Annotated in this window: 16 protein-coding genes and 1 tRNA gene; 5 read left to right on the top strand and 12 right to left on the bottom strand. The window is 57.6% G+C overall.

Translation table 11 applies throughout. The annotated features are described in order from the left end of the window. The first annotated feature begins 1 nt into the window (after position 1). Positions 2-3,484, top strand: coding sequence for a transcription-repair coupling factor (mfd, locus tag GRI35_RS08510; protein ID WP_160613761.1), 3,483 nt, complete (start codon positions 2-4; stop codon positions 3,482-3,484). On the opposite strand, the gene GRI35_RS08505 is transcribed toward mfd, so the two are convergent. Further along, on the bottom strand, positions 3,481-4,800 hold the full coding sequence (locus GRI35_RS08505) for a putative bifunctional diguanylate cyclase/phosphodiesterase (protein WP_160613760.1): 1,320 nt from the start codon (positions 4,798-4,800) through the stop codon (positions 3,481-3,483). The two genes, mfd and GRI35_RS08505, sit on opposite strands and share 4 nt — an antisense overlap. A 116-nt stretch (positions 4,801-4,916) precedes the next feature. Here GRI35_RS08505 and GRI35_RS08500 point away from each other — a divergent pair, with 116 nt between their 5' ends. Together GRI35_RS08500 and GRI35_RS08495 are read left to right on the top strand one after the other, a co-directional pair. Further along, positions 4,917-5,705, top strand: coding sequence for an NAD kinase (locus tag GRI35_RS08500; RefSeq protein WP_160613759.1), 789 nt, complete (start codon positions 4,917-4,919; stop codon positions 5,703-5,705). Positions 5,706-5,796: 91 nt separating this feature from the next. After that, positions 5,797-5,871: transfer RNA gene (locus GRI35_RS08495), tRNA-Asn, on the top strand. Between the two features lie 25 nt (positions 5,872-5,896). Here the strand turns inward: GRI35_RS08495 and GRI35_RS08490 are convergent. The 4 genes from GRI35_RS08490 to GRI35_RS08475 all read right to left on the bottom strand — a co-directional run bounded on the left by GRI35_RS08490 (position 5,897) and on the right by GRI35_RS08475 (position 10,637). Further along, entirely contained in the window at positions 5,897-6,223 is a 327-nt protein-coding gene (locus tag GRI35_RS08490; protein ID WP_160613758.1) for a PilZ domain-containing protein, read from the bottom strand. A gap of 60 nt (positions 6,224-6,283) precedes the next feature. Next, positions 6,284-9,031: a preprotein translocase subunit SecA gene (gene secA / locus GRI35_RS08485; RefSeq protein WP_160613757.1), complete on the bottom strand. Its 2,748-nt coding sequence runs from the start codon at positions 9,029-9,031 to the stop codon at positions 6,284-6,286. 103 nt (positions 9,032-9,134) lie between these two features. Continuing rightward, positions 9,135-9,401 (bottom strand): hypothetical protein, encoded by a 267-nt coding sequence (locus GRI35_RS08480; RefSeq protein ID WP_160613756.1) that lies wholly within the window; start codon positions 9,399-9,401, stop codon positions 9,135-9,137. Positions 9,402-9,464: 63 nt separating this feature from the next. Continuing rightward, positions 9,465-10,637, bottom strand: a complete 1,173-nt coding sequence (locus tag GRI35_RS08475; RefSeq protein ID WP_235900171.1) for a TonB family protein — start codon at positions 10,635-10,637, stop codon at positions 9,465-9,467. 90 nt (positions 10,638-10,727) lie between these two features. Here GRI35_RS08475 and argJ point away from each other — a divergent pair, with 90 nt between their 5' ends. Together argJ and GRI35_RS08465 are read left to right on the top strand one after the other, a co-directional pair. After that, positions 10,728-11,954: a bifunctional glutamate N-acetyltransferase/amino-acid acetyltransferase ArgJ gene (gene argJ, locus GRI35_RS08470; RefSeq protein WP_160613754.1), complete on the top strand. Its 1,227-nt coding sequence runs from the start codon at positions 10,728-10,730 to the stop codon at positions 11,952-11,954. Further along, positions 11,951-12,751, top strand: a complete 801-nt coding sequence (locus GRI35_RS08465) for an inositol monophosphatase family protein (protein ID WP_160613753.1) — start codon at positions 11,951-11,953, stop codon at positions 12,749-12,751. The genes argJ and GRI35_RS08465 overlap by 4 nt, the downstream gene beginning before the upstream one ends. A gap of 9 nt (positions 12,752-12,760) precedes the next feature. On the opposite strand, the gene trxA is transcribed toward GRI35_RS08465, so the two are convergent. From trxA to GRI35_RS08430, 7 genes are read right to left on the bottom strand one after another with little or no spacing between them, the layout of a single operon-like run. Then, the gene (trxA, locus tag GRI35_RS08460) at positions 12,761-13,081 is read right to left on the bottom strand and encodes a thioredoxin (protein WP_160613752.1); all 321 of its coding nucleotides are present in this window, start codon (positions 13,079-13,081) and stop codon (positions 12,761-12,763) included. Positions 13,082-13,137: 56 nt separating this feature from the next. After that, entirely contained in the window at positions 13,138-16,626 is a 3,489-nt protein-coding gene (gene addA, locus GRI35_RS08455; protein ID WP_160613751.1) for a double-strand break repair helicase AddA, read from the bottom strand. Then, positions 16,623-19,583 (bottom strand): PD-(D/E)XK nuclease family protein, encoded by a 2,961-nt coding sequence (locus tag GRI35_RS08450; protein ID WP_160613750.1) that lies wholly within the window; start codon positions 19,581-19,583, stop codon positions 16,623-16,625. The genes addA and GRI35_RS08450 overlap by 4 nt, the downstream gene beginning before the upstream one ends. After that, positions 19,576-20,307, bottom strand: coding sequence for a nucleotidyltransferase family protein (locus GRI35_RS08445; RefSeq protein ID WP_160613749.1), 732 nt, complete (start codon positions 20,305-20,307; stop codon positions 19,576-19,578). The genes GRI35_RS08450 and GRI35_RS08445 overlap by 8 nt, the downstream gene beginning before the upstream one ends. Next, positions 20,307-21,305, bottom strand: a complete 999-nt coding sequence (locus GRI35_RS08440; protein WP_160613748.1) for an aminoglycoside phosphotransferase family protein — start codon at positions 21,303-21,305, stop codon at positions 20,307-20,309. The genes GRI35_RS08445 and GRI35_RS08440 overlap by 1 nt, the downstream gene beginning before the upstream one ends. Beyond that, positions 21,302-21,745 carry a tRNA (adenosine(37)-N6)-threonylcarbamoyltransferase complex ATPase subunit type 1 TsaE gene (gene tsaE / locus GRI35_RS08435; protein ID WP_160613747.1) on the bottom strand — a complete coding sequence of 148 codons (444 nt, stop codon included), beginning with the start codon at positions 21,743-21,745 and terminating at the stop codon, positions 21,302-21,304. The genes GRI35_RS08440 and tsaE overlap by 4 nt, the downstream gene beginning before the upstream one ends. Then, complete coding sequence (locus GRI35_RS08430; RefSeq protein WP_160613746.1) at positions 21,742-24,078, bottom strand: sensor histidine kinase; 2,337 nt, start codon at positions 24,076-24,078, stop codon at positions 21,742-21,744. The genes tsaE and GRI35_RS08430 overlap by 4 nt, the downstream gene beginning before the upstream one ends. Between the last annotated feature and the right edge of the window lie 104 nt (positions 24,079-24,182).

The raw sequence follows: 24,182 nt of genomic DNA, 5'->3' as shown, positions 1-24,182 counted from the left end.
TATGCCTGATCTCACCCGCATACTCTCGGCCACCGCGCCACTCACGCTCTCGTCTGTCGCGCGCGGCGCATTGCCGCTTGTGCTCGCCGATCTGGCGCGCGCCTCGAGTGGCCGTGCCGTTTACGTTGCCGCCGATGACAATGCGATGCGTTCGGTCACTGACGCAGCCCGGTTCTTCGCGCCCGAACTGGAAGTGGTCGAATTCCCCGCCTGGGATTGCCTGCCTTACGACCGTGCCAGCCCTGCACTCTCGGTCAGCGCCAAACGGCTTGCCGCTCTGCACCGGTTGCAAGCGGGCAAAAGCGGATCGCAATTGCTCGTCACAACGGTCAACGCGGTTCTCCAGCGCGTGCTTTCGCCTTTCCGCATTCGCGAAGGCGTTCGCGAGTTCAAACCTGGCACGGAAATCGGGCGTGAGAGTCTGGCGGCTTTGCTCCAACGCCAGGGGTACTCGCGCGCAGACACGGTGGTTGATGCTGGCGAATATGCTGTGCGCGGTTCTATCGTCGACATCTTCCCGTCCGGCCTGGATCAGGGCCTCCGCCTTGATTTCTTTGGTGACGAATTGGAAAGCCTGAGGCTGTTTGATCCTTCGACGCAAACCAGCACCGGCATTCTTCAGTCGCATCTTCTGCTGCCTGCAAGCGAAGCGTTGCTAGACGAGGACAGTATCAAGCGCTTCCGCGGGCGCTACCGCGAGATGTTTGGCGCGGCAGCAACGGGCGATCCGCTTTATCAGGCAGTCAGTGACGGCCGCAGGCTGGCAGGGATGGAACACTGGCTTCCTCTGTTTGAAGATAAACTCTCCACGCTTTTCGATCATCTGACCGATCAAGACCAGATCATTATCGATATCGGGGCAATTCAGGCCGGGGACGAGCGGGCGAAAGACATCGCCGACTATCATCAGGCGCGCGAAAAAGCTGCCGGACAGGCTGCTGGTAGCTATCGCCCGCTGGCAGAAGATGCGCTTTACGTCAGTCGCGATGAGTTCGAAACGAAGCTCAGCGATTGGCCAATCCATCGCGCGGTGATCTTCGCGGAACCTGACAACAGTAAATCTGTCGATTTCGGCTTTAGCTCCGCGCGTGACTTCTCACCTGAGAGGGCGCGCGGCGACAATATCTATGACGCCGCCGCCGATCATTTGAAAGCGATCGGTAAGTCCGGCAAGAAACCGCTGCTCGCGACCTATTCCGAGGGAAGCCGCGCTCGCATCGCATCGATCCTGAGCGAAGCCGGCACTGACACCCAGCTTGCAGATACGTGGCAAGAAGCACTCGGTCTCGCTGCAAAGGGCCAGCCCGTCGCGATGGTTCTCCCGCTCGATAGCGGATTCGCCAATGACGAGCTGGAGCTGATTACCGAGCAGGACGTGCTTGGTGACCGGCTTGTGCGCCGCAAGAAGCGCAAGAAGAATGCCGATGCGTTTCTGGCCGAGTTGTCCGCTCTCGCGCGCGGCGATCTGGTGGTTCATACCGAGCACGGGATCGGCAAATATCTCGGGCTGGAACCTGTCAGCGTAGGCAAGAGCAAGCACGACTGTGTGATGCTGGAATATAGAGGCGGCGATAAGCTGTTCATTCCCGTCGAAAATATCGACGTGCTGTCGCGTTACGGATCGTCCGAAGAAGCGGTTATGCTTGACCGTCTTGGTGGTGAAGCATGGCAGAAACGTCGCTCTCGCCTCAAAGACCGGATCCGCGAGATCGCCGGCGAGTTGATGAAAGTCGCTGCCGAGCGCGCGCTGAAGAAAGCACCCGTGCTGGATGTCGACGATGCGACATTCAACCAGTTCGTCGATAAGTTCCCTTGGGAGGAAACCGACGATCAGGAACGCGCGATCGCCGATGTGTTGCGCGATCTGGAAAGCGGCCGTCCGATGGACCGCCTCGTTTGCGGCGATGTCGGTTTCGGCAAAACCGAGGTCGCTCTGCGCGCGGCATTTGTCGCGGCCATGAACGGGCAGCAAGTCGCTGTCGTTGCGCCCACCACTCTGCTCGCCAGACAGCACTTTACCAACTTCACCGAACGCTTTGCCGGCTTCCCGCTGAAAGTCGGACGTTTATCCCGTCTCGTGCCGCCCAAAGAAATGGCCGAGACCCGCGAGGCATTGGAAGCGGGAACGATGGACATCGTGATCGGTACTCACGCGATTCTGTCCAAATCAACGCAGTTCAATGACCTTGGGCTTGTGATCGTCGATGAGGAACAGCGCTTCGGTGTGACGCATAAGGAAAAGCTCAAACAGCTGCGCGCCAACGTGCATATGCTCACGCTTACCGCGACACCGATCCCGCGTACCTTGCAAATGGCCATGACCGGATTACGCGAGCTTTCAACAATTCAGACGCCGCCCGTCGACCGCCTTGCCGTTCGCACCTATGTGATGGAATGGGACGAGATGGTCATGCGTGAAGCTCTGCTGCGCGAACATCATCGCGGCGGGCAAAGCTTTATCGTCGTTCCGCGCATTTCCGATATGGCGGATGTCGAGGAATGGCTGAAAGAACATGTGCCTGAGATTAAATCCATCTCCGCCCACGGCCAGATGTCACCGACCGAAGTCGAACAACGGATGAGCGCGTTTTATGAAGGCAAATATGAAGTCCTGCTCTCGACCACCATCGTCGAAAGCGGCCTCGATATCCCGAGCGCCAACACGATCATCATCCACCGCGCGGACCGGTTTGGACTTGCCCAGCTCTATCAATTGCGCGGCCGTGTTGGTCGGTCAAAACTACGGGCCTACGCCTATCTGACCTATCCCAAGGATCAGCAGCTGTCAGAAGTTGCGGAGAAGCGTCTCAAGGTACTCGGCGATCTCGACAGTCTGGGCGCAGGCTTCCAGCTGGCCAGTCACGATCTGGATATTCGCGGCGCAGGTAATCTGCTCGGTGACGAGCAATCGGGCCATATCCGGGAAGTCGGCTTCGAACTCTATCAATCGATGCTGGAGGATGCAATCTTGGCGGCAAAGGCGGGGGCGGCCGGTCTGGAAGCCAAGCCGGAAAGTATCAGCCCGCAAATCACCGTCGACGCGCCTATCATGATCCCCGAGGACTACGTCCCCGACCTCGCTGTTCGCATGGCGCTTTATCGCCGATTGAACGATGCAAAAGACAAAGCCGAAATCGAGGCCATGGCAGCCGAAATGATCGACCGCTTCGGTCCGCTACCAGATGCAACCTCGAACCTTGTCCGCCTAATCGAGATCAAACATCAGGCCATCGCCGCCAACATTGCCAAAATTGATGTCGGTGCACGTGGATCATTGGTAACATTCCACAATGACGACTTTCCCGATGGCCCCGGCTTGATCGCCTATGTCGACCGGTTAAAAGACACTGCCAAACTGCGCCCCGATATGAAGCTGGTCATCAATCGCGCATGGGGCGATCCGCAGTCACGCCTCAACGGATTGTTCCAGCTGACCAAAGGCCTTAGCCGTATTGCAGAGAAGGCGCGTAAGGCGGCTGCCTAGTCAGCGGCCAGTGTCAGGAACTCATCATTGCTCACCGGCGTCGCACGCAGGAATCCCTGATAAAAATCGCAGCCCTCACGCTCAATAATCGCGCGCTGGTCCTCGGTTTCCACACCCTCCGCAATTACACCCAGTTTCAGTGCTTTGGCCATTGCAATGATGCCGCGCAGCACCGCCAGATCACGCTCGTCGCTGGCGATACCATCAATCATTGCGCGATCGAGTTTGATCGCATCAAGCGGGAGAATTTTGAGATAGCGGAAGTTGCAAAACCCCGCGCCGAAATCATCAATTGCTATCCGCACTCCGTGCGCCTTTAATGCCAGAAGCGTCTTAGCCGTCTGCTCCAGATTATTGAGCAGCACATGCTCGGTGATTTCGAGGGTCAATCGCTCTGGATCGCAGCCACACTCCTCAACTAGAGAGGTGAGGTCATCTGCAAAGCTGGTAGAAGCCAAATCTGCTGGCGTGACATTAATCGATAGCCGCAAGGTAGCAGGCCAACTCGCCGCTGCGGTCAGCGCCTGCTTCGCAATATTCCGCGAAAGCTGTGCTACATGGTCGGTCCGCTCGGCAATCGCGAACAATTGGCCAGCACCGATGCGCCCCAACTCAGGATGCTGCCAGCGGGCCAGAGCCTCGGCGCCGATAATCGAATCATCGGCGAGCGAAACTTGCGGCTGGTAAAGCACTTCGATCTCGTCGCGATCCAGCGCAGCGAGCAAATCCGCATCGACAATAGCGCTCCGGCGGCCGGGAACGGTTAGCCCGCCATCCGCCCAAAGCACACGGCTACCCTGCTTGCTGCGGGCTTCTTCGATGGTTTCGGCCAACCGATCAAAGATCATCGCCGGCCCTTCACCTGGCGCTGGCCGCATAAGTGCGACGCGCGGCCACAGCCGTAGCGTACCGGTACTGCTCAGGCCGGAAATCGGGTGTGCCACAGCGTCCGCCAGCGCTTCGGCCAACCATTGCCAGCGTTCGCGGCTGCACGCCTCATGCGCGGCGAGCAGGAACTTCCCGCCGCCAAGCCGCGCAACCAACCACTCGCCTTCTTCAAACTCATCTTCGGCGAAGTGCAGAATCCGTTGCGCTACGGTAACGAGCGCGCTGTCGCCGACTGTCTCACCATAGGCCAGATTGACCGCATCGAAGCGTCCCAGGCTCAACAACATCGCGTGCACGGGCGCAGTTTCCCCGCGCCCCGCCGCGTCGTGCTGCCAGGTCGCCAACGTCTCGCGCGCGGCGGCCATGCCAGCGAGACCAGTCAGATCGTCTTGCATATCGGTTTCGAGATTACGTGCAGCACTGCCCATGCCTCCCCTTAACCACCGACTATGCGCGGCTCGCCCCTGCATTTCAATGCGTTGCCAAATGGCACAGCTCTACATAGGGTCTTATCGGGTCACTATTATGCGGCCGGGAGGACAGATTGAGCAGCAATCACGGTTTCAAAAGACTGGCTCTGGCAATTTCGGATACGTCAAAGGCAGCCGAAACGGCCAAAGAGCTTGAGAGCATGCATGATTGGGTTCCGGTCGAGGAAGCCGATGCGTTGGTCGTGCTCGGTGGTGACGGTTTTATGCTGCACACGCTGCACGCGATGCTCGATAGCGGGCGGTTGATCCCTACTTATGGTATCAATCGCGGCACAGTCGGGTTTTTGATGAACAAATATCGTGCAGGGGTGAAACTGCTCGATAAGATCAATCGCTCGCGCTCGATTGGTATTTCCCCGCTGCGGATGGAAGCAACCACGCAGACCGGCGAGATTGTTGTCGAGAACGCGATTAATGAAGTCTCTTTGCTTCGTGAAACACGTCAAACGGCTAAGCTGGAAGTCTCGGTCGATGAACGGGTCCGGATCAAGGAACTGGTGGGGGACGGGGTTTTGGTAGCGACGCCTGCCGGATCAACAGCCTACAACCTCTCGGCGAATGGACCAATCCTCCCGCTCGACTCGCAATTGCTTGCTCTGACCCCGATCAGCGCCTTCCGCCCTCGCCGTTGGCGCGGTGCCATTCTGCCAGATCGCTCGACCATTCGTTTCAAAGTCAACGAACCGTCGAAGCGCCCGGTTGCAGCGGTGGCGGACCAAAAAGAGATTCGCGACATTGCCGAGGTCAGCATCGAAATCGCGGTCGAGAAAGAGCTCACGCTGCTATTCGATCCGGGCCATTCGCTCGATGAACGGATCGTCGCCGAACAATTTGTCGTTTGATGGTAAGATTGACCAAGATTGACTTGCCAAACCACAAGGGGGTGCATATAGGCGCACCCCTGCCCGACGCAGTTCGCGGCATATAGGCTGTTCCCCGATAGCTCAGCGGTAGAGTAGGTGACTGTTAATCACTTGGTCGTTGGTTCGAATCCAACTCGGGGAGCCAGCCTTTTTTCTGAAAAGCCGATAGCTCAGAGTGGCCGATAGCTCTCGCGTTCAGCCGGGTCCTGATCGACCTGACTGCGGATATGCTCGAACACTGGGCCGTATAACGGATTTTCGAACTCTACACCGACAATGGAATCCCGGCACCACCGTACGGTTGCGACGACCGGACCGATGGGGCCAATTCTGAGCGTTAACTCTGTGCCTGCAGCCAACCGGCCGAACCGGTCATAAAACCGGCAGCCCGTTTCGGACATCTCAAGGATGGGAACGTCGCGCGCGATGCCAGAGCCGGTTCGATACCGTCCCTCGACATGCAGTTCATAACGCGGGTTTTTGCGACCTTCCGCCATAGGCGGGAGTAGTACACAAATTTTACATATTTTCAAGCACTTGCAAAATATCCAATAGAATCAAGCCGCGGCGCCGTGACAGTGCTTGTATTTATTACCGGAGCCGCACGGGCATGGTGCATTCCGGCTAACATCTTGACTGGCATAGGGGTTTTCTTTGTTAGCGCCGCCCGGGCCGGACGCTGCACGCGGGCTGCCGGCAAGCGAACCGAACATCGCTGGGCGCTCTGCTGATCCGTCACCGTCATTGGAATTGTCCAAACCGGTGAGCGGATCAATATGGCCAGTCAGGAAGTCCGGCAGATCCGGCAATTCCTCTTGGACCGGCGGCGTCATACGCAGTTCGCTCTTGAGCAAGATGCCAGTAATGTCCTCGCGCAGCGTATTGAGCATTTGCTCGAACAGGCCGAACGCCTCCTGCTTGTACTCATTGATGGGTTGCTTCTGCGCGTGAGCACGCAGGAAAACGACCTGACGCAGCGCATCCAGAGTCGCCAAGTGTTCTTTCCAGTGGTGATCAAGGCGCTCGAGCAGAATGCTCTTCTCGACGCGGGTCCAGATTGCCGGGTCAGCATTGGCGACCTTCTGCGCCATAATCTCATCGACTTGCGTACGAATACGCTCTTCGATGATTTCCGGTTCAACCGTGTCCTCTTCCAACCACTCGTCAATTGGCGGCTGTAGACCAAGAACGTCTTCCAGCTTCTCTTTCAGACCATCAATATCCCATTGCTCCGGATATGATCCCGGAGGGCACGCATCGGTCACAATCGAATTGACGGTATCGTACCGCATGTCGAGCACAACATCGCCGACCTCGGCAGTGTCCATGATCTCCGCACGCTGTTCGTAAATGACCTTACGCTGGTCATTCATAACATCGTCATATTCAACGACTTGCTTACGCACGTCGTAGTTGCGTGCTTCGACTTTCTTCTGCGCGGTCTCGATAGCTTTCGAAAGCCATTTGGAGCCGATAGCCTCACCATCTTCGAGGTTCGAATTCATCATCCGGCTGAACAGTGTATCGGGGCCAAAGATACGCAGCAGATCGTCTTCTAGACACAAATAGAACCGGCTAAGGCCGGGATCACCCTGACGACCGGAGCGGCCACGCAGCTGATTATCGATCCGGCGACTTTCGTGGCGTTCGGTTGCAAGAACGAACAGGCCACCCGCTTCGATCACCTTCTGACGCTCGGCAGCGACTTCGGCTTCAATCCGCCCAATAGCCGCGTCGCGCTTGGCCCCTTCTTCCATATCGGCAAGTTCATCTCCGATCCGGAATTCGACATTACCGCCAAGCTGGATATCGGTACCGCGGCCGGCCATATTGGTAGCGATGGTCACCGCGCCCAAACGGCCCGCTTGCGCCACGATATGCGCCTCACGCTCGTGCTGGCGAGCGTTCAGGACCTCATGCTTTACGCCTTCCTTCTCGAGAAAATCGGCCAGCAATTCCGACTTCTCGATCGAAACAGTGCCGACGAGGACCGGCTGACCAATCGCGTTTTTCTCTGCAATAGCCTTTGCAATCGCTTGGAACTTGTCTTGCGTGTTCTTGTAGAACTCGTCGTCTTCGTCGATCCGCTGGACCGGCTTATTGGTCGGGATCTCGACCACATTCATCTTGTAAATATCCCAGAATTCAGCCGCTTCGGTCGCGGCGGTGCCGGTCATGCCGGACAGCTTGGGATACATGCGGAAATAGTTCTGGAACGTGATCGAGGCCATCGTCTGGTTCTCGGGCTCGATCTTCACGCCCTCTTTTGCTTCAACGGCCTGGTGTAGACCGTTAGACCAACGGCGCCCTTCCATCATCCGGCCGGTAAATTCATCGATGATAACGACTTTCTCGTCCTTAACGATGTAGTCGGTATCGCGCTTGAACATCTTGTTCGCTTTGAGCGCCTGATCGAGATGATGTACCACCTGCGTATTCTCGACATCGTAGAGATTGTCAGTCTGGAGCAGCTCCGCCTCTATCAGCAGCTTCTCGACTTCCTCGGTCCCGTCTTCGGTCCAGGAGATGTTCTTGGTCTTCTCGTCTGCGTCGTACCAGTCCTCCGGAATTTCCTTCACGATCGCATCGATCGACACATAGAGGTCGGTCTTGTCTTCAGTCGGGCCAGAGATAATCAGCGGCGTCCGCGCCTCGTCGATCAGGATCGAGTCGACTTCATCGACAATTGCGTAATTGAATGGCCTCTGGACCATCTGGTCTTTGCTGTGCTTCATATTATCGCGCAGATAATCGAAGCCGAATTCATTGTTGGTACCGTAAGTAATGTCGGCAGCGTAAGCATCGCGGCGTTCGAATTCGCCAAGGTTCGGCACAATCACACCAACCGTCAGGCCAAGCCATGTATAGAGCTGCCCCATCCATTCAGCATCACGACTGGCGAGGTAATCATTGACCGTCACAACATGGACGCCTTTGCCCGCGATCGCGTTGAGATAAGTGGCCAGCGTCGCCACCAGTGTCTTACCCTCACCTGTGCGCATTTCCGCAATTTCACCGCGATGGAGTACGATACCGCCGATCAGCTGGACATCGAAGTGGCGCATGCCGAGTACGCGGATTGACGCCTCACGCACAGTCGCAAACGCTTCCGGCAGTATGTCATCCAGAGTCTTGCCGCCTTCAAGCTGTTCACGGAATTTCGCGGTCTGTGCTTGCAGCTCTTCGTCGTTCAGAGCCTGAATCTGCGGCTCAAGCGCATTGATCTGATTGACGATTTTGCCAAGGGATTTGACATACCGGTCATTGGACGAACCAAAAACGGATTTCATAAGTGCGTTGATCATGTGAGGTCTTTCGAAAGACAGTATCGGGAAGTTACCAGCGCCTGCCCTGCTATGAGCAGTGGGAAGCATATGCGGTTAAAAACTGGAAGTGTGCAAGAGCGCGCTACTCGTAAGCGCGGTCGGCTCCAAACTGGATAGTCGGGATAAAGATAACAACCGGCTTGCACGATTTGCGGCCCTTGGTCGTATCGGCTTTTCCAGAGGAGTTACGGCGGGATTCACGGCATTTGCATGCCTGAACCTTACCCGCTTCCGCACTCTCTGAACTTGTGATCCGGTCACAAACGTCACTGACCTGTGCCGCAGTCACAGGCGCACCGGCGGCAGCAAGGCCGGAAAGAAGCGCAAGCAGGGCAATTAAGCGACGCATGTGGCTTCTATAAGAAGCCGATCCGCATTCGTCCAGCATAGCGCTTCACATTACTATCGCGGCCTATTCCTTGATTGGCTTATCGGCATTGTCCACCCGCGTGCCTTGCATACGCACTTCGACACGGACTTTCGCCCCAAGTGGATCAATTTCTGCAGACCTTACTGGAAAGCCACTAACAAAATACATTCCGCGTTGGCGGAGTTCGTCACACATTTTCTCGGCTTCCTTGAACTCCTCTGGCAGTTCTCCTTCTCTCAAGAGTTCGCACGAAATAACTGTGCCGTCTGCCTTCGCCTCAATCGCAGCGCCAATCATCGCATTCTCGATAAAAGGGAATTTCTCGGGACCTCGGCGATATGAGCGCTGCGAATAGACAACGGTTTCTTGAGCGGGGAGTTGCCACGATATTGTTCGAACAACTCTTCCCTCTGTAGGGTTGCCATAGACATCCAATGCCGGAGAATTTACATCAATCTCCTGTGAGCCCGCACAGCTAGCTGCGTTGAGATCGCTATCTTCCGTTGGCCGCAGAACGGAGCATTTCGTTACATTACCTTCGGAGTCTACCGAAAGAGCAACGGTAACCCGCCCCTCGGCTCTGCGTACGAGTGCTGCTTGAGGATAGTCATTTAGCCCGCGACGTTCGAAACCTCGAACTCGCGTGGTTAGTTGAGGTGCCCTAGGAAGGCTTACTAGTCGATTGGGTGAGGCTCTTTCCGCTGTCTGTTTGTCGACCCATTCAGCAGCAGCTTCAGCGTCTTCCATTGCTGCTTGCGCTATTGATGGTTCTGGCTCGCCTCGTATCTTCCAAATTACCGTATGATCGTAGGTTGATGCGATCGGGTCGGCATTGGCGTCCGTCGCAGGGATAAACCGAGCTCTGTTTTGCGCTCCCCGACACGCTGCTTCATCAAGATCGGGATGACCACTGCTCTCGGCTATCATGCAGCTATCGACACGACCTGACGTAGCAACAGCCAAGCGTATCTTGGTTTGCCCACTGCGTTTTTCGGTTCTCGCTTTTTGCGGATAGTCACCAGATCTCACCCACATCCCGTAGGCATCAATCGGCGCGACCTTCTGGTCAGGCTTTCGTGGCTCGCCCATCGAATCGTACCGATCAATAGCTCTCGCTGGCTCAGTCCGAGTACGCAGTTCGGCAGCTTGCGGCACGGGCTGTGCCGACGCTGCTTGGAACAGTGCCAAAGCCACTGATTCAAAAACAAAAACCATCGAAAATCTCCCTATGCAGAGTGTAGAACGACCCACGGCAAAATGGCAAGCGCTTGCAGCGAAGTGGATTGAACCATAAGGGCGGTCACTATGGATATCGAACGCTCTCCGCTTGCTACACCCTTCCCGGAAATGCCCGCTATCGAGGGCGTGGTGCTCCGTGTGGCGCGTGCGCAGTATAAGGAGTGGGATCGCTGTGATCTGACTTTTATTGAGCTGTGCGACGGTACTGCCGTGGCGGGTGTGTTCACCCAAAGCGCGTGCTCCTCAACCGAAGTCGAAATGGGCCGCGAGCAAGTGAAAGCGGGTTCGGCACGCGCGCTCATCGTCAATGCAGGAAACTCCAATGCTTTCACCGGCTATCGCGGACGCGAGGCTGTCGAGCAGATTATGGCGCAGGTGAGCGATGGCTTGCAATGCGAGCCTCGCGAAGTCTTCGTCTCGTCGACGGGGGTCATCGGTGTACCTTTACCCAAAGACAAAGCGCGTGAAGGCGTTGCGAGCGCTTTAACTGCACCCGAATGTAGCTGGGAAGATGTCGCAAACACAATTGCGACCACCGATACGTTCGCCAAAGGCGCGACCGCCTCAGCGATGATCGGCGAAACGCGTGTCGAAATCAGCGCCGTAATAAAGGGTAGCGGCATGATTGCGCCGGATATGGCTACCATGCTCGGATATATATTTACCGACGCCTCAGTGACGCCCGGATTTTTGCAAGAAGTCCTTCAAGCGGCAAACGGCAAGACATTTTCCTGCATCACCGTCGATAGCGACACGTCAACCAGCGATACCGTGCTGGCGTTTGCGACCGGTAAAGCGGGTAATACGCTGCTGACCTCATTCGATGACACAGGCGCAGATGCCTTTGCTGCCGCAATCGCTGATGTGTGCCGGCAATTGGCGCAGCTCGTGGTTCGCGATGGCGAAGGGGCACAGAAATTTATCGAGATTGCAGTGACCGGAGCCGACAGCGATGCCAGCGCTCATAAAGTTGGTCTCGCGATTGCGAACTCACCGCTGGTTAAGACGGCAATTGCTGGTGAGGATGCCAATTGGGGCCGCATTGTGATGGCCGTCGGCAAAGCCGGTGAGCCTGCAGATCGCGACACGCTATCGATTGGCTTCGGCGGGCATTGGGCTGCACGCGACGGACAGCCGGTGGCCGGTTATGACGAAGCGCCCGTTACCGAGCATTTGAAAGGTCAGAACATTACCGTAGAAGTCGATCTCGGCATCGGGTCGGGCCGTTCAACGGTCTGGACCTGCGATCTGACGCACGGGTATATTTCCATCAACGCGGATTATCGCTCATGACATCGCTCAATGATGCAATGCTCTCTCTTCTCGAGCATGTGAGCGAGACAGCCATTCTCCCCCGCTTCCGCAACTTGGAATCGAGCGAGATTGCCGACAAAGGGAAGAACGAACTGGTCACCGTTGCGGACAAAGAATCCGAAGTCATGCTGGCTGAAGGCTTGGAAAAGCTGATCCCCGGCCTCGCCATCGTCGGTGAAGAGGCCAGCGAGGCCGATCCATCGGTTCTGGCGGGCCTGTCGCAGCAGTGCTGGATCATCGACCCCATCGACGGCACCGGTAACTTCGCCAGCGGCAGCGCGCCGTTTGGTATCCTAATTGCCTTGGCTGGAGGCGGGATCACTCAAGCCGGATGGATTTACGACCCGCTCACAAAACGCTACTGCACGGCACGTCGCGGCGAAGGCGCATTTGTGAATGGAGAGAAAGTCACCGCCAAGACCACGGGACAAGATCCGCCAATTGCAGGTATCTCGACACTCTTTATGCAAGACGGCCTGCGCGAGCAGATGCAGGAACACATCGCACCGCATTATACGCTAGTCGACATTCCGCGCTGCGCCGCCGAACAATATCCGCGTCTGGCGCTAGGCACCAATGATGTAACGATTTTCCAGCGAACCCTGCCTTGGGATCATGCGGCGGGCGCGTTATGGCTCAACGAAACCGGCGGCAAAGTCGCGCGCAATGACGGGTCGGACTACCGCGTCGATGAATGGGACCGCCCCGGCCTAATAGGAGCGGCCAGCCCCTCCCTGTGGAAGGAACTGGCCGCACGCGTTACTAAACTGGATTAGTGAAGCTGTTTACAGCTCGCTTTCGATCCAACCTTTAAGCTGGTTCTTCGGAGCTGCGCCCAATTTCTGTGATACTGGCTTACCGTTCTTGAACAGCACCATCAGCGGAATGGACTGAACGCCCATTTCTGTTGGAATGCCGGTATTCTCGACGATGTCCATCTTTGCGATAGTGATTTGGTCACTCAGTTCATCGCTGATTTCTTCGAGCGAGGGCCCAATCATCTTACACGGACCGCACCAGTCCGCCCAGAAATCTACCAGCACTGGCTTGTCGGAATCGAGCACGTCGGCTTTGAAACTGTCGTCTGTGACGTTGATGGTAGCCATGAATTATCTCCTGTTGTTGCGCTCTATTTAGGGGCAATATCCGGTCACTCAACGCCTCAGGCGGGAAAGCTTTCCTGCTTTGTGGACAAAGTGGATTTGTTGGCCGCAAGGACCTCCGAAGGGATTTCAATCAATTGCGGCGATTGTGTGTATAGCAAAGCCGCTTTGATCGCGCGCTCAGGATAAATTTCTGCAAGCGCCGCCGCATAGGCCGCCATTTGCCGGATCGACGCTGCGGGCACGGCATCAAGCGAAGCAGGTGGCCGCCGCGCGGTTTTGAAATCCACCACCGTCACACTTTCTGGAGTGACCAACAGGCGGTCGGCGATGCCGGCAATGACTTGCCCATCGACAGTTGCAGCGAGCGGCACTTCTGCCAGAGCTTCGGGCCCGAATATCGTTTCGAAGCCGGGCTCCCGAAGCACTTTCATTGCGGCGGCCAAAACCTCCTCGCGCGTACTTGTATCCAGATCGCCAGCATGTTTGCTGAGCCAAGCCTTAGCGCGCGAGTGCCTGTCTGATTGAGCCACATCGGGCAGACGTTCCAGCAGACTGTGAATCAGCACACCGCGTCGCGCGGCAATTTTCAGACTATCGCCGGATAGAGGCGGATCGGCCGCTTGGTCCTCACCAGCGGAGGACGGAGCCAGCGGACGCGGCGGACGCGGTTCCGGCCCTATCGGAGTGGCGGCCCAATCGGGTATATCGGGCAACGCAGCCAAAGGCTTGTCAGCAGTAATAAGCGGTGCCGCCGGTGGACGCTGCCCAACAGCGCGACGCGCGCCAAAATTGGGATCGTCCTGAATTTCCTCAGGAAACAGAGGCGCAAGCCGTGCATACCAGCTATCATCTGCAGGAACGTCCTCGCGCTGGCCGAGCGCACCGCCTATGAAAAGCGCCTCCTCAGCGCGAGTCATCGCGACATAGAGCAAGCGCCAATGCTCCTGCCGCTCTTCCCTCGCAATTGCGTCCTCGGCGGCCAGAACCGGCCCGACTTTCTCGTCCTTGCGCAGTGACGGAATCGGAACCGAACGCTTGGTATCTTCATTCGAAACTTCCTCAGACAACGAAACGCTACGCACGGGTGAGCTATCGGGATTACCCGTAGCATCTGCCAAGATCACGATGGGTGCTTGCAACCCTTTCGACCCGTGCACTGTCATTACGCGGACAAGGCCTTCACTCGCTCCCGCTTCGCGTTTCAGCTCGCTTTCGCCCGCATCGAACCATTGGATGAAACCTTGAAGGCTTGCGGTGTGGGCCGACGAAAACGCCAAGGCCGCATTAAGCAGTTCATCAATCGGATCATTCGCCTCACGCCCCAAGCGCGAAACGAGCTTCGTCCGCCCCTTCCACGGACCGATCAGCAACCAATGGAGCAGCGCCTGCGGCGGTTCATAATCCGTCAGTCGCAACAAATCGCGCAATCTGTCGGCAGTAGCCGCTGCCAGCGGCGCATCTGATTTTCGGAGATGATCCCAAAGGTGAATGCCCTTGACGCGATATCCGTGTTGGAGCAGATCCTCCTGTGACCATCCGATCAGCGGGGAAACGAGCAGGTTCGCCAAACTCAAATCATCCAGCGGCTGAGCAGCAAAACGCAGCGCCGCCATTAAATCCTTCACCGCCAGAGGTGCCCCCAAGCGTAACCGGTCAACGCCCGCAACCGGAACTCCCGCCGCGTGGAGCCTTGCAACAATCAGACCAGCAAGTTCCTTCCGCTTGCGCACCAGAATCATGATGTCACCCGGCCCGGCATTGCGCGGGGTATCGCCCTTCACCAACGGATAGCCATCGCGCAGCCACGCAGTGACTTGGCCAGCGATCTTGTCTGCCATCCGCCGCTCCGGCTCCGACAGCCACGTATCGCTGCCCTCGGCTTCATCCTCATCGTCCGCCTGAGCGCTCACGGGGCTCCACAGCACAACTTCGCCGCTGCGTGCCTGACCAATATGTTTGCCGGGATGCTCGGCGAGACCAAATTGCTCAAAGCCGATCCGATCAATCGCATGATCGACAAAATCGAGCACCGGCTGCGCCGTCCGGTACGACCGCCCCAGATCGAGACTCTTCAGTGGACGTGCATCGATGCGGTCGCGCAAGGTATCTGCATTGTCCGCAGCATCGGCCATGACCTTGGCAAAGTGCTTGCGCGATATTTCGAAGTTCTCGGGGCTGGTTCCTTGAAACCGAAAAATCGCTTGTTTGTAATCACCGACGACAAAGATCGTGCGCAGCTTGCCGTCACGCTGCCCTTCACCGACAAAATAATCCTCGGTCAGCGCGCGGATGATAGACCACTGCGCTTCATTGGTATCCTGTGCCTCATCGATCAGAATATGATCAAATTGGCGATCGAGCTTATAGCGAATCCAATCAGCAATATCGGATCGGGAAAGCAGCGCCGCGGCACGGCGGATCTGGTCGTCAAAATCGATCAATCCTTCGCGCTTCTTCGCCTCATCCCAGCGCAGTGCGAAGCGCCGCCCGATGCGCAATGCAGGTGTGAGCCACTCTGACAATGCCAGACGCATTTGCAGTTCGCGAACAGCAGATAGCGATTGCATCACTTCCGCAGCCGCATCCGCATAGCCGGGATCAATCTTCTCGAGCGATTTGAGCGAGCGCGGATCACCTTTCTGCGTGAACAATGCTGCCGCCATGTCGCTCGCAAGATCGACCCGCTGCGCCGGGGTAGCCGCCAACCATAAGGCAATCGCGTCTGCTGATTTCAGCCCGGTCTTGGTGCCCCATTCGGCATTGACGGCAGCGCATCGCTGCAAGGCGGAGATTGCAAATTCGCTGTCTGCACACAAAGCTGCGACATCATCCGGTCCTGCGCCCTCAGCCAGCCCGAGCAACCGCCGAACACGGCCGCCCAGATCATCCTGCCAACCGGTTTTGCCGAACCACACTTCGCGCGCTTTGGCGCAGCGCATCAGCCAGCCACGCGCCCCATCCGCGCCCATTCGGATGCTTAGCATTGACAACGCATCAAGCAGTCCTGTTTCGCCGGAGTCCTGCCAATCAACCACCATATCGGCGAGCACTTTGTGCGCCAGCACATCACGGTCGCGGTCTTCCATCGCCCGCGACCCGGGAGACAGGCCAGCCTCTTCAGGAAATGCTGCGAGCAGCCATTGCGCGAAGGCATGGATCGTATCGATCCGCAATCCACCGCCAGGACAATCGAGTACGCTGGCAAACAAGCTCCGTGCGCGGCTTTGTGTTTCGCTATCGACGGACGCACCTATCGCTTGCAGATCTGCTGCAAGCACTTCAGGCTTCATCCGCACCCAATTGGCGAGCACTTCATTAACCCGCGTCGCCATTTCCGCTGCGCCAGCCTTAGTAAACGTCAGACACAATATTTGTGAAGGATCGACATCGCGGCGCAGCAACAGACGCAACACGCGGGCTGACAGCACTTGTGTCTTGCCCGTGCCCGCAGACGCGGAGAGCCAGACGCTTTCTTCGGGATCAACCGCCAGCGCTTGATTATCCTTGAGCTGAAATACCCGACCTTGGTTTTTGGAGGCGCTCATGCCTCGCGCCCCATCCACTCATCGAGCCGCATCAGCTGATCGAAGGTCGAATAGACATTGGCATCCGGATTCAGCCGCGCCGTGAATGGCTCATCGCCGAGAATCCAGCGATTCAAAGCATCATCGAGATATTCCTTGGCCTTAGGCAGGAAATCTTCAGGCGGAATACCGCTTCGCTTGCTGCCTTCGAGAACCGGAGTCGCAACGAAACCAAAGCCGGTATCGCTTTTGTCGCTTCTTGCGAGCGACCAATATTCGAATTTGGTGGCGTTTCCGGCCAGCTTCTTGAAGGCACCCGCTTCCGCCATCAGGCCGATTGTGCCGAGTTGAAGAGCAAAGCCTTTTTCGACTTGCTTCCCGGTGGGCGGTCCGCCGGTCTTGTAATCGACAATGGCCAATTCCCCGCCATCCAGTATATCGATCCTGTCTGCCTTACCGAAGATGGTAACGCCGCGAACATCCATATCGCCCCATTCTTCGAACAGCGCAGGCTTGCGGCCATCCATCGCGGCGATCGATTCCTCAACCCATTCGAGCGCCTTCATCAAACGCGGCTGCCACAATGCGCGCATAAGCGGATGCGCGTTCATTTGCTGAAGCACTTCGCCCGCAACTTCGCTCATCGGGCGCTGCGACTTGTGCCACTCTTCGAGAATTTCATGCGCCGCAATCCCGCGCCAAGCCGCTGACGGTTCGGCATCCAATCCGTCAAGCTCACTCAGCCGCAAGATCGCGCTCGCATAAAACTGGTACGGATCAGATCTCAGCCTATCCAGCGCCGTAACGCTGATCCGCTGCTTTCTCTGCTCTACCGATGGCATCGGTTCCGGCTTTGGGTAAAGCGGCGCAGGTTCCGCATGATCGAGCGCTTGTGCGAACCGGACAGCTTCCTTTTCACTATGCTTGTCAATCAGATCCGCACCGAGCAGTGCCTGCACCCGCAATAGGAATCGCGAGGGGATGGCCGGACCGGAAATATCGCGCTGCGCGCGGCTCAGCACCACTTCGGGAGCGCCGAGCGCTCCGGCAAGATCGTGCGCAGCCAGACCAATGCGGAAGTCTGCGCCCGGTACTCCCAGCGCGCGCAGCACCGCCGGCGCGAGCAGCGGATCGGTGGATGGAGAAGCAGGCCAACTGCCTTCATTCAGACCCGCGCAGATCACTAAGTTAGCGCGGCTCATCCGGGATTCGAGCAGACCATAGATAGCAACACGCGGGTGCCCGCCATAGGAAGGCCGCACCGCTACCGCCTCCATCGCGTCGCGCAGAACCGTATGCAGATCGGCGCTATCTATCTGTGTCGGAACATCAGTCGCGTGCCGCCGCAACTCCTCGACGAAGCTCGCCAGAGCGCGACCATCTTCGCGCGACCACAAAGCATCGCCGCAGAGTGTTTCGCCTGCCTTGGCAAGCGCGCTCAGAGCAGCTGCCATATCCAGATCATCGCTGCTTTCCAAAAGCGGCGCGAGAATCGCCTCGACCTCGCTCCACCAATCGGTCACCTGCGCTTTTTCAGCTTTTGCCGCCAGCTCGGCCAAGCCGGCAGCCGGGCGCGGGCCTCTCAATTCCAGCTCAAAAGCACGGGCCTGCGCGAGCCATGTCCCACGATCCTGATCGAAGCGCACCAGTGGATGTTCGAGCAAAGCCATAAGCGGCACTGGCGCAGCGCGTTCGGCAATCACCTCGGCGAGCAACAGGAACAAACGACCAGCGGGTGTCTGCGACAGGGGGCGACCAGCGGAATCGTCAGCCTCGATATTCCAGCGGCGCAGATGCTGGACCACACGGCGCGCCAATCCGCGATCGGGCGTGACCACTGCGACGCGTTTCTCCGGCTCTTCGATTGCTTCCCGAACCAGCAGCGCAATCGCCTGCGCTTCCTCTTCCGGATTGGCGGTTTCCATAATCCGCACGCCCGACAGACGGCGCTTGTCGGCGGGCAGATCGACCCAACTCTTGCTTGCCTCGGGCGGCAGGAACAGGCTGGAGATTGCATGCGTTCGATCGGGCGATGCCGCCATCATCCCCTTGCGGTGCCAAGACTGAACCTCGCCGCGTGCGATGCCCATCCGATTCAGTAGCAGCTTTAAATGATATTGCGGATGCGTAACGGCGTCGCCGCGCTGGAAGGGTGTGGCGTCGGCGGTTTCAATATCGCCTGCCGTACCCAGCTCTTCCCACACTTGCTCATCCATCGACAGGTCGAAGTCAGGCAGGATCACGGCGCCTTGCGGAAGCTCTGAAACAGTTTTGAGCAACCGAGCCAATGCAGGCGACGCACTGGTTACGCCAACGGCCACAATGGGTGTTTCTGGCGGTGTCTCGCGCCAACTCTTTGACGCATAATCAAACAGTCGATTGCGCCGGGAAGCAGCATCCAGCGCGCCCATCTCCGCAAGCTCGACCAACCACCGCGCTTGCACTCTGGCAAACAGCCGCAGACTATCCTGCCAATGCTTCGACAAATCCTCATCAAGATTGACGATCTTTTCGGTCAGAAGCTTTTCCGGTCCGATATCCTCGACCAGCAACCGGTCCATCGTCAACGCAATGTCTTTGGCAAGCCTGAGCTTGGTTGCTGAACCGGGAGCATCATCGCCCATTTCCTCGGTCAGCAAGTGCCCCAGTCTGAACCACCGATGGGTCGGGTCGACAGCGACCGGAACGTCGTTCGCTCCAAGTGGCTCAAGCAGCGCTCCGAGCGCTTCATCAAGATCAAGATCGCCGACCACCGTCATGCGCGGCATCAGCATTCCCTGATTTCCCTCCGCGCCATAATACCGGATGAAAGCCTCTGTCACTGTGCGTACTGCACGCGTGCTCGGAAGAAGCAATGTCAGTTTTGCAAGGCCCAGATCGCCATGGGAGTAGCGCGGCACCAACCCCGCTACCAGCGCATCGGCAAAGCCGCGATGAGCGGCGATTGAATATATCTTAGGCCCTACCCTTTCACCCACGCCGGAGCGCTTCTTCGGTAGGTTTTATCGCCTCTGGAGTCCCGACTTCAAACCAGTGTCCGGTGAAGCTGGATCCGAATAACCTGCCCTCCTCGATCGCACGGTTCCACAGGATGTTGGTCGAGAATTTACCCTCGGGGACCTCGCGCAGCAGCCGGTGTGAAACCAGTTGGATGCCGGTATAGATAAAGGGTGCAATCCGCCCCGACCGCCTACGCGATACGCGTCCCGTAGCGTCCATATGGAAATCACCTTTGCCGCGGAAGTTTGCAGCGCGCGCGTGGGGTACCAGCAGGAGAAGTGCATCCATCTCATCGGGATTCCAGCGCTTTGATAAATCGTGAAACGCGTCACGTGGACCGTCGAGCCAGATATTGTCGGCATTGAGACAGAAAAACGGATCGGGAAGCTGGCTTTGCGCTTTCACCATCCCGCCACCAGTTTCGAGCAGCGTATCGCGTTCGTCAGAAATTACGACTTTGGGACTTGCCCGCTCCGCGACATGTGCTTCGAGCGCATCAGCCAGATAATGCACATTGACGACTGCGCGCGTGACGCCGCCGGCTTCCAAACGATCAAGCGCGTGATCTATCAACGGCTTTCCGGCGACGCGAACCAATGGCTTCGGCTGTGACGCGGTAAGCGGACGCATCCGCTTTCCCATACCTGCGGCCATAATCATCGCAGTATCTGACGCGAGCTTTGTCTGGGCGGTTTTACTCATTAGGGCAGCCCTCCCTTTGCATCGCGCAATTCATTCGGAATATTTGCATCGAACCAAGCAGCCACAGGAGCCAGCGCCGGATGCGCCAGATCGCGCTCCATCGCTTCCCACACGCGGGGGATTAGATCGAGATAATGCGGCTTTCCATCGCGCTTGTTCAGCCGTGTAAAGATGCCAACGATCTTGGCATTTCGCTGTGCACCTAGCCGCGCATAATCAGCCTCAAACTCGGCATCCGGCCGCATGTTCGCGAGATAATGATCGAGCATGGTCCGTTCCAACTCTGGCGAGACATCTCTGCGGGCGTCCTGCAACAGTGAAACCAGATCATATGCCGGATGCCCAACCAGCGCGTCCTGAAAATCGATCAGGCCCTGCGCGCCCGAGCCATCCTTAGAAGGTCCAAGCAGCATGATATTCTCTGCATGATAATCCCGCAGAACGGTTACGCCAGGCTTCTGCCGGTCCAACATCGGCGCGAGCGCTTCGTTCCATGCGGTAGTATAACCAGCTTCGTCGACGTCCAAACCCATCGCAGGACAATACCATTCGGTCAGCAGCGCAGTCTCGCGTTGATAGGCTGCCATATCATACGGACCGAACGGACCAGCGGGCTGCTGATGCAGTTCGACCAGCGCATCTATCGCCGCCTCATAGGCCTTCGTTTCGCCTGATGGATTGGCATCGAGCCAATCGCGCATCCGGTCATTGCCGAAATCCTCAATGAGAACCCAGCCCTGCGCCGCATCCTCAGCATAAATCTCAGGAGCGCGCTGCTCGTTGTCCGAAAGCCAGCGCGCAACGTGCAGGAAAGGTTTTGGATCTTCCTCGGGCGGCGGCGCAAACATCAGCATGGCTTTGCGCGCCCGGTCGCCGGAAACGTCTTTAATTCGAAAGTAGCGGCGAAAAGATGCATCGCCCTGAATTGGATCAATGTCCGCCGCGCCCCAACCAGCGGATCTTAGGAAAGAATCGATACCAGGGGGAAGCTCACTCATGACCAGCGATCTACCCAATCGGTACCCGCTTCGACAATTGCAATCCGGCCTTCATCCGCAGTTTCCAGCGTTATCGACAAACAGCCTGCCTCATGCGCAAAACCGCCCGCATGATCGGGCCATTCCGCCAGCAATGCTGCGCCTTCCCGATAATCGTCGAGACCGATCTCTTCGACCTCGGATGGATCATCCAAACGGTAGAAGTCTGCATGCACAAGCGGTAGCGAAACTGCGGGCGAGTCGTATGTTTCGATTATCGTGAATGTCGGCGAAGGAACCTCGCCTTCATGACCGAGTGCACCAATGATTGCGCGAGCTAGCGTTGTCTTCCCAGTCCCGAGCGAGCCGGTCAGGGCAACGACATCACCGGCCCTCAGCAATCCGGCAATCTTGCCGCCAAATGCGTCCATCGCCGCTAAATCAGGCAGTGCGATCATCACGGTAATTGGATGACCGCAGCCGTGCCCTCGCCCTGCCGCGAATGGATTTCCAGAGTGCCGCCATGCGATTCAACCAGCTGGCGCGCCAGCGGGATGCCGAGCCCTTGCTTCTTCGTATCGTTCTGCCCGGCCATTGCACGCTTGAGCTCGTCTTTGCTCATACCCGTGCCATTGTCGGAGATAACTATCTGCGCGACGCCCTTTTGCTTGGACAAATCGACAAGGATTTTACCGCCGCTTGGCGTCGCAGCGATAGCGTTGTCGAGTAACTGACCAATGGCCCGACCCAATTGCCGCTTATCTGCTTCGATTTTACCGCTCGCCTTACTCCCCCGCAGATCGAGTGTGATCCCGCCGTCGCTAATCACCTGCTCGCGACTGCGCACGACGTCTGTGACGAACGGCATCAAGTCGAGGCGCTTCTTGTTGAGCGGCAGCAGACCCGCTTCGCTTTGCGAGAGGTCGAGGACATTCTCGACCTGGTCAGTCAGGCGCCCGACAGACTCGATAATTGCCTCGACATATTCCTTGCCCTGATCGGAAAGGTCGCCCGCCACGCCCGCCTGAAGCAGCTCGGCAAAGCCACCAATCGATGTCAGCGGCGTGCGGAATTCATAGGACATGTTAGAGAGGAATTGAGTTTTCACCTCGTCCGCAGCTTCCAAAGCCTTATTACGCTCGCGCAGCGCGGCTTCAGCCTGCTCGTTCGCTGTTACATCAAGCACGGTCAGTAGGCCGTTCCCATCGGGTAGCGGAATGCCCGCGAATTCCAGGGTGCGCCCATCGGCCAGAGCGATACGTCCGCCCTGTTCTTTCCGATCAAGCGTTGCTGCACGGATAACCTCGCCGATGCCCTTGGCTTGCTTCGACCTGGCGAGATTGGGTGCAATAGCTTCCAAAAGCTCTTCCGCGGATGGGTGCGCATCAAGAAGCTCGGGTTCGAGGCCCCATGTGCCAGCAAAGCTGCGGTTCCACAGTTGCAAATGTCCATCAGGGGCGAACACCGCCAACGCTTCAAACAAACTGTCGAATGTCGCCGTCCGCGTCCGCAGCAGCGTATCGCGCGTGGCCGACAGCGCCAATTGCTCGGTCCGATCCTCGGCTACAATCACCAGTCCGCCGTCGGGCATGGGCTGCGCGACGATCCGTAAATGGGTGCCATCAGACAGCGGCCACGCCTCTTCCTGTGTCTCGCCTGCGTTGAACCACTCGGTATGCTCGGTGCGCCATTCGGGGAAATCGCGGACCTCCGGCGTGCGTCCATTCTCGCGTGCATTCTGTAGCAGCCGCTCAAAATCAATCCCTTGCGATACCACACCCGAATTCAGCGCAAATACGCGGCGGAACGGTTGGTTTGCGAATGTTAGCTTACGATCCGCGTCGAACTGACCGACACCGATCGACAATTGATCAAGCATTGATCGCTGAGCGTCACGGAATGCGCGGAACTGACGGCCCTGCTCTTCCATTTCCTCGATATCCACAGCGTATCCGGCTACGCCCTCTTTCCCCAGCGGCAAATCACTAACGCGCAGGGCCCGGCGCTGTCCGTTGATGGTAGCGGTAACAATCCGCTCAATCGGCATCTTCTTCTCAAAAGCCTGACCTGCCACCTGCGCAGCGGTAAGACCATCGATTGATTCAATCAGCTCTTGCTGCTTGATCACAGCGCTATCAGCATCGACCGCACCAATGGCATCGACATAGGCCTTGTTGACCAATTGCAGCTTCGCGTCAGGCCCGCGGAACCACATCGGCATCGGCGCAGCCTCGATTATGCCGACGAGCGCTCCGAAGTCGCCCTTCGCGCGTGCAGCTTCCTCCCGAAGTCGCGAAAGTTCGCTTTCGCTCTCGCTAAAATCGAATATCCAAACCAGCGCAGCGCCGCCAGGTGACACTTGTGGGTCAGCAAGCACCCCGCGAACCGCCAGACTGCGCTGCGACCCCGGCGGCGTTAGCGCCATTCGGAACGGAGCCGCAGTTTTCTGTGACCGCCGAACATTCTCGGTCAGTTCTTTCAACTGGTCTGCCGACAGTCCTTTGCCATGATCGCCGGTTTGCCCGCCATCCAACTCACTAAGATATTCGGGAAGCGTATCCAGACCGAGCCAACCGGCAAGCCGGTCCGATCCTTCGATCCTACCATCGGTGCGCACGACCAACGGAATCGCAGGTGCTTCATCAATCATCCGCGCCATCCGGCGGGCGGCTTTCCTGCTTCCCTCGGCTCCACGCGCCTTCCCGCCAGCAGCAATCATCATCCACGCAGCCGCGACCATCCACGCCGCGAGCAGCAGTCCGATAATGATCAAGGCAGTGGGCGAAATTTGCATTGCATTTCAGCTATGCGCCGCGCGGGCATGTTGCAATGTGCTTTCGCGCTAAATCGCCAGAAGTTTTACGCAAAAACGACAAACGCCACCCTCGCAATGCGAGA

The organism is Pontixanthobacter aestiaquae, from assembly GCF_009827455.1.
In the GTDB taxonomy this organism is placed as follows: domain Bacteria; phylum Pseudomonadota; class Alphaproteobacteria; order Sphingomonadales; family Sphingomonadaceae; genus Pontixanthobacter; species Pontixanthobacter aestiaquae.
Note: the sequence above shows the minus strand (reverse complement) of the source record. Positions and strands in the feature narration are given on the sequence as shown.

Bases quoted from the DNA above. Each gene is read 5' to 3' on its own strand.
- argJ (WP_160613754.1), top strand. From the start codon at position 10,728: ATGGATATCGAACGCTCTCCGCTTGCTACACCCTTCCCGGAAATGCCC.
- trxA (WP_160613752.1), bottom strand. From the start codon at position 13,081: ATGGCTACCATCAACGTCACAGACGACAGTTTCAAAGCCGACGTGCTC.
- GRI35_RS08475 (WP_235900171.1), bottom strand. From the start codon at position 10,637: ATGGTTTTTGTTTTTGAATCAGTGGCTTTGGCACTGTTCCAAGCAGCG.
- GRI35_RS08505 (WP_160613760.1), bottom strand. From the start codon at position 4,800: ATGGGCAGTGCTGCACGTAATCTCGAAACCGATATGCAAGACGATCTG.
- secA (WP_160613757.1), bottom strand. From the start codon at position 9,031: ATGATCAACGCACTTATGAAATCCGTTTTTGGTTCGTCCAATGACCGG.
- GRI35_RS08445 (WP_160613749.1), bottom strand. From the start codon at position 20,307: ATGAGTAAAACCGCCCAGACAAAGCTCGCGTCAGATACTGCGATGATT.
- mfd (WP_160613761.1), top strand. From the start codon at position 2: ATGCCTGATCTCACCCGCATACTCTCGGCCACCGCGCCACTCACGCTC.
- GRI35_RS08490 (WP_160613758.1), bottom strand. From the start codon at position 6,223: ATGGCGGAAGGTCGCAAAAACCCGCGTTATGAACTGCATGTCGAGGGA.
- GRI35_RS08465 (WP_160613753.1), top strand. From the start codon at position 11,951: ATGACATCGCTCAATGATGCAATGCTCTCTCTTCTCGAGCATGTGAGC.
- addA (WP_160613751.1), bottom strand. From the start codon at position 16,626: ATGAGCGCCTCCAAAAACCAAGGTCGGGTATTTCAGCTCAAGGATAAT.
- GRI35_RS08430 (WP_160613746.1), bottom strand. From the start codon at position 24,078: ATGCAAATTTCGCCCACTGCCTTGATCATTATCGGACTGCTGCTCGCG.
- GRI35_RS08480 (WP_160613756.1), bottom strand. From the start codon at position 9,401: ATGCGTCGCTTAATTGCCCTGCTTGCGCTTCTTTCCGGCCTTGCTGCC.
- GRI35_RS08440 (WP_160613748.1), bottom strand. From the start codon at position 21,305: ATGAGTGAGCTTCCCCCTGGTATCGATTCTTTCCTAAGATCCGCTGGT.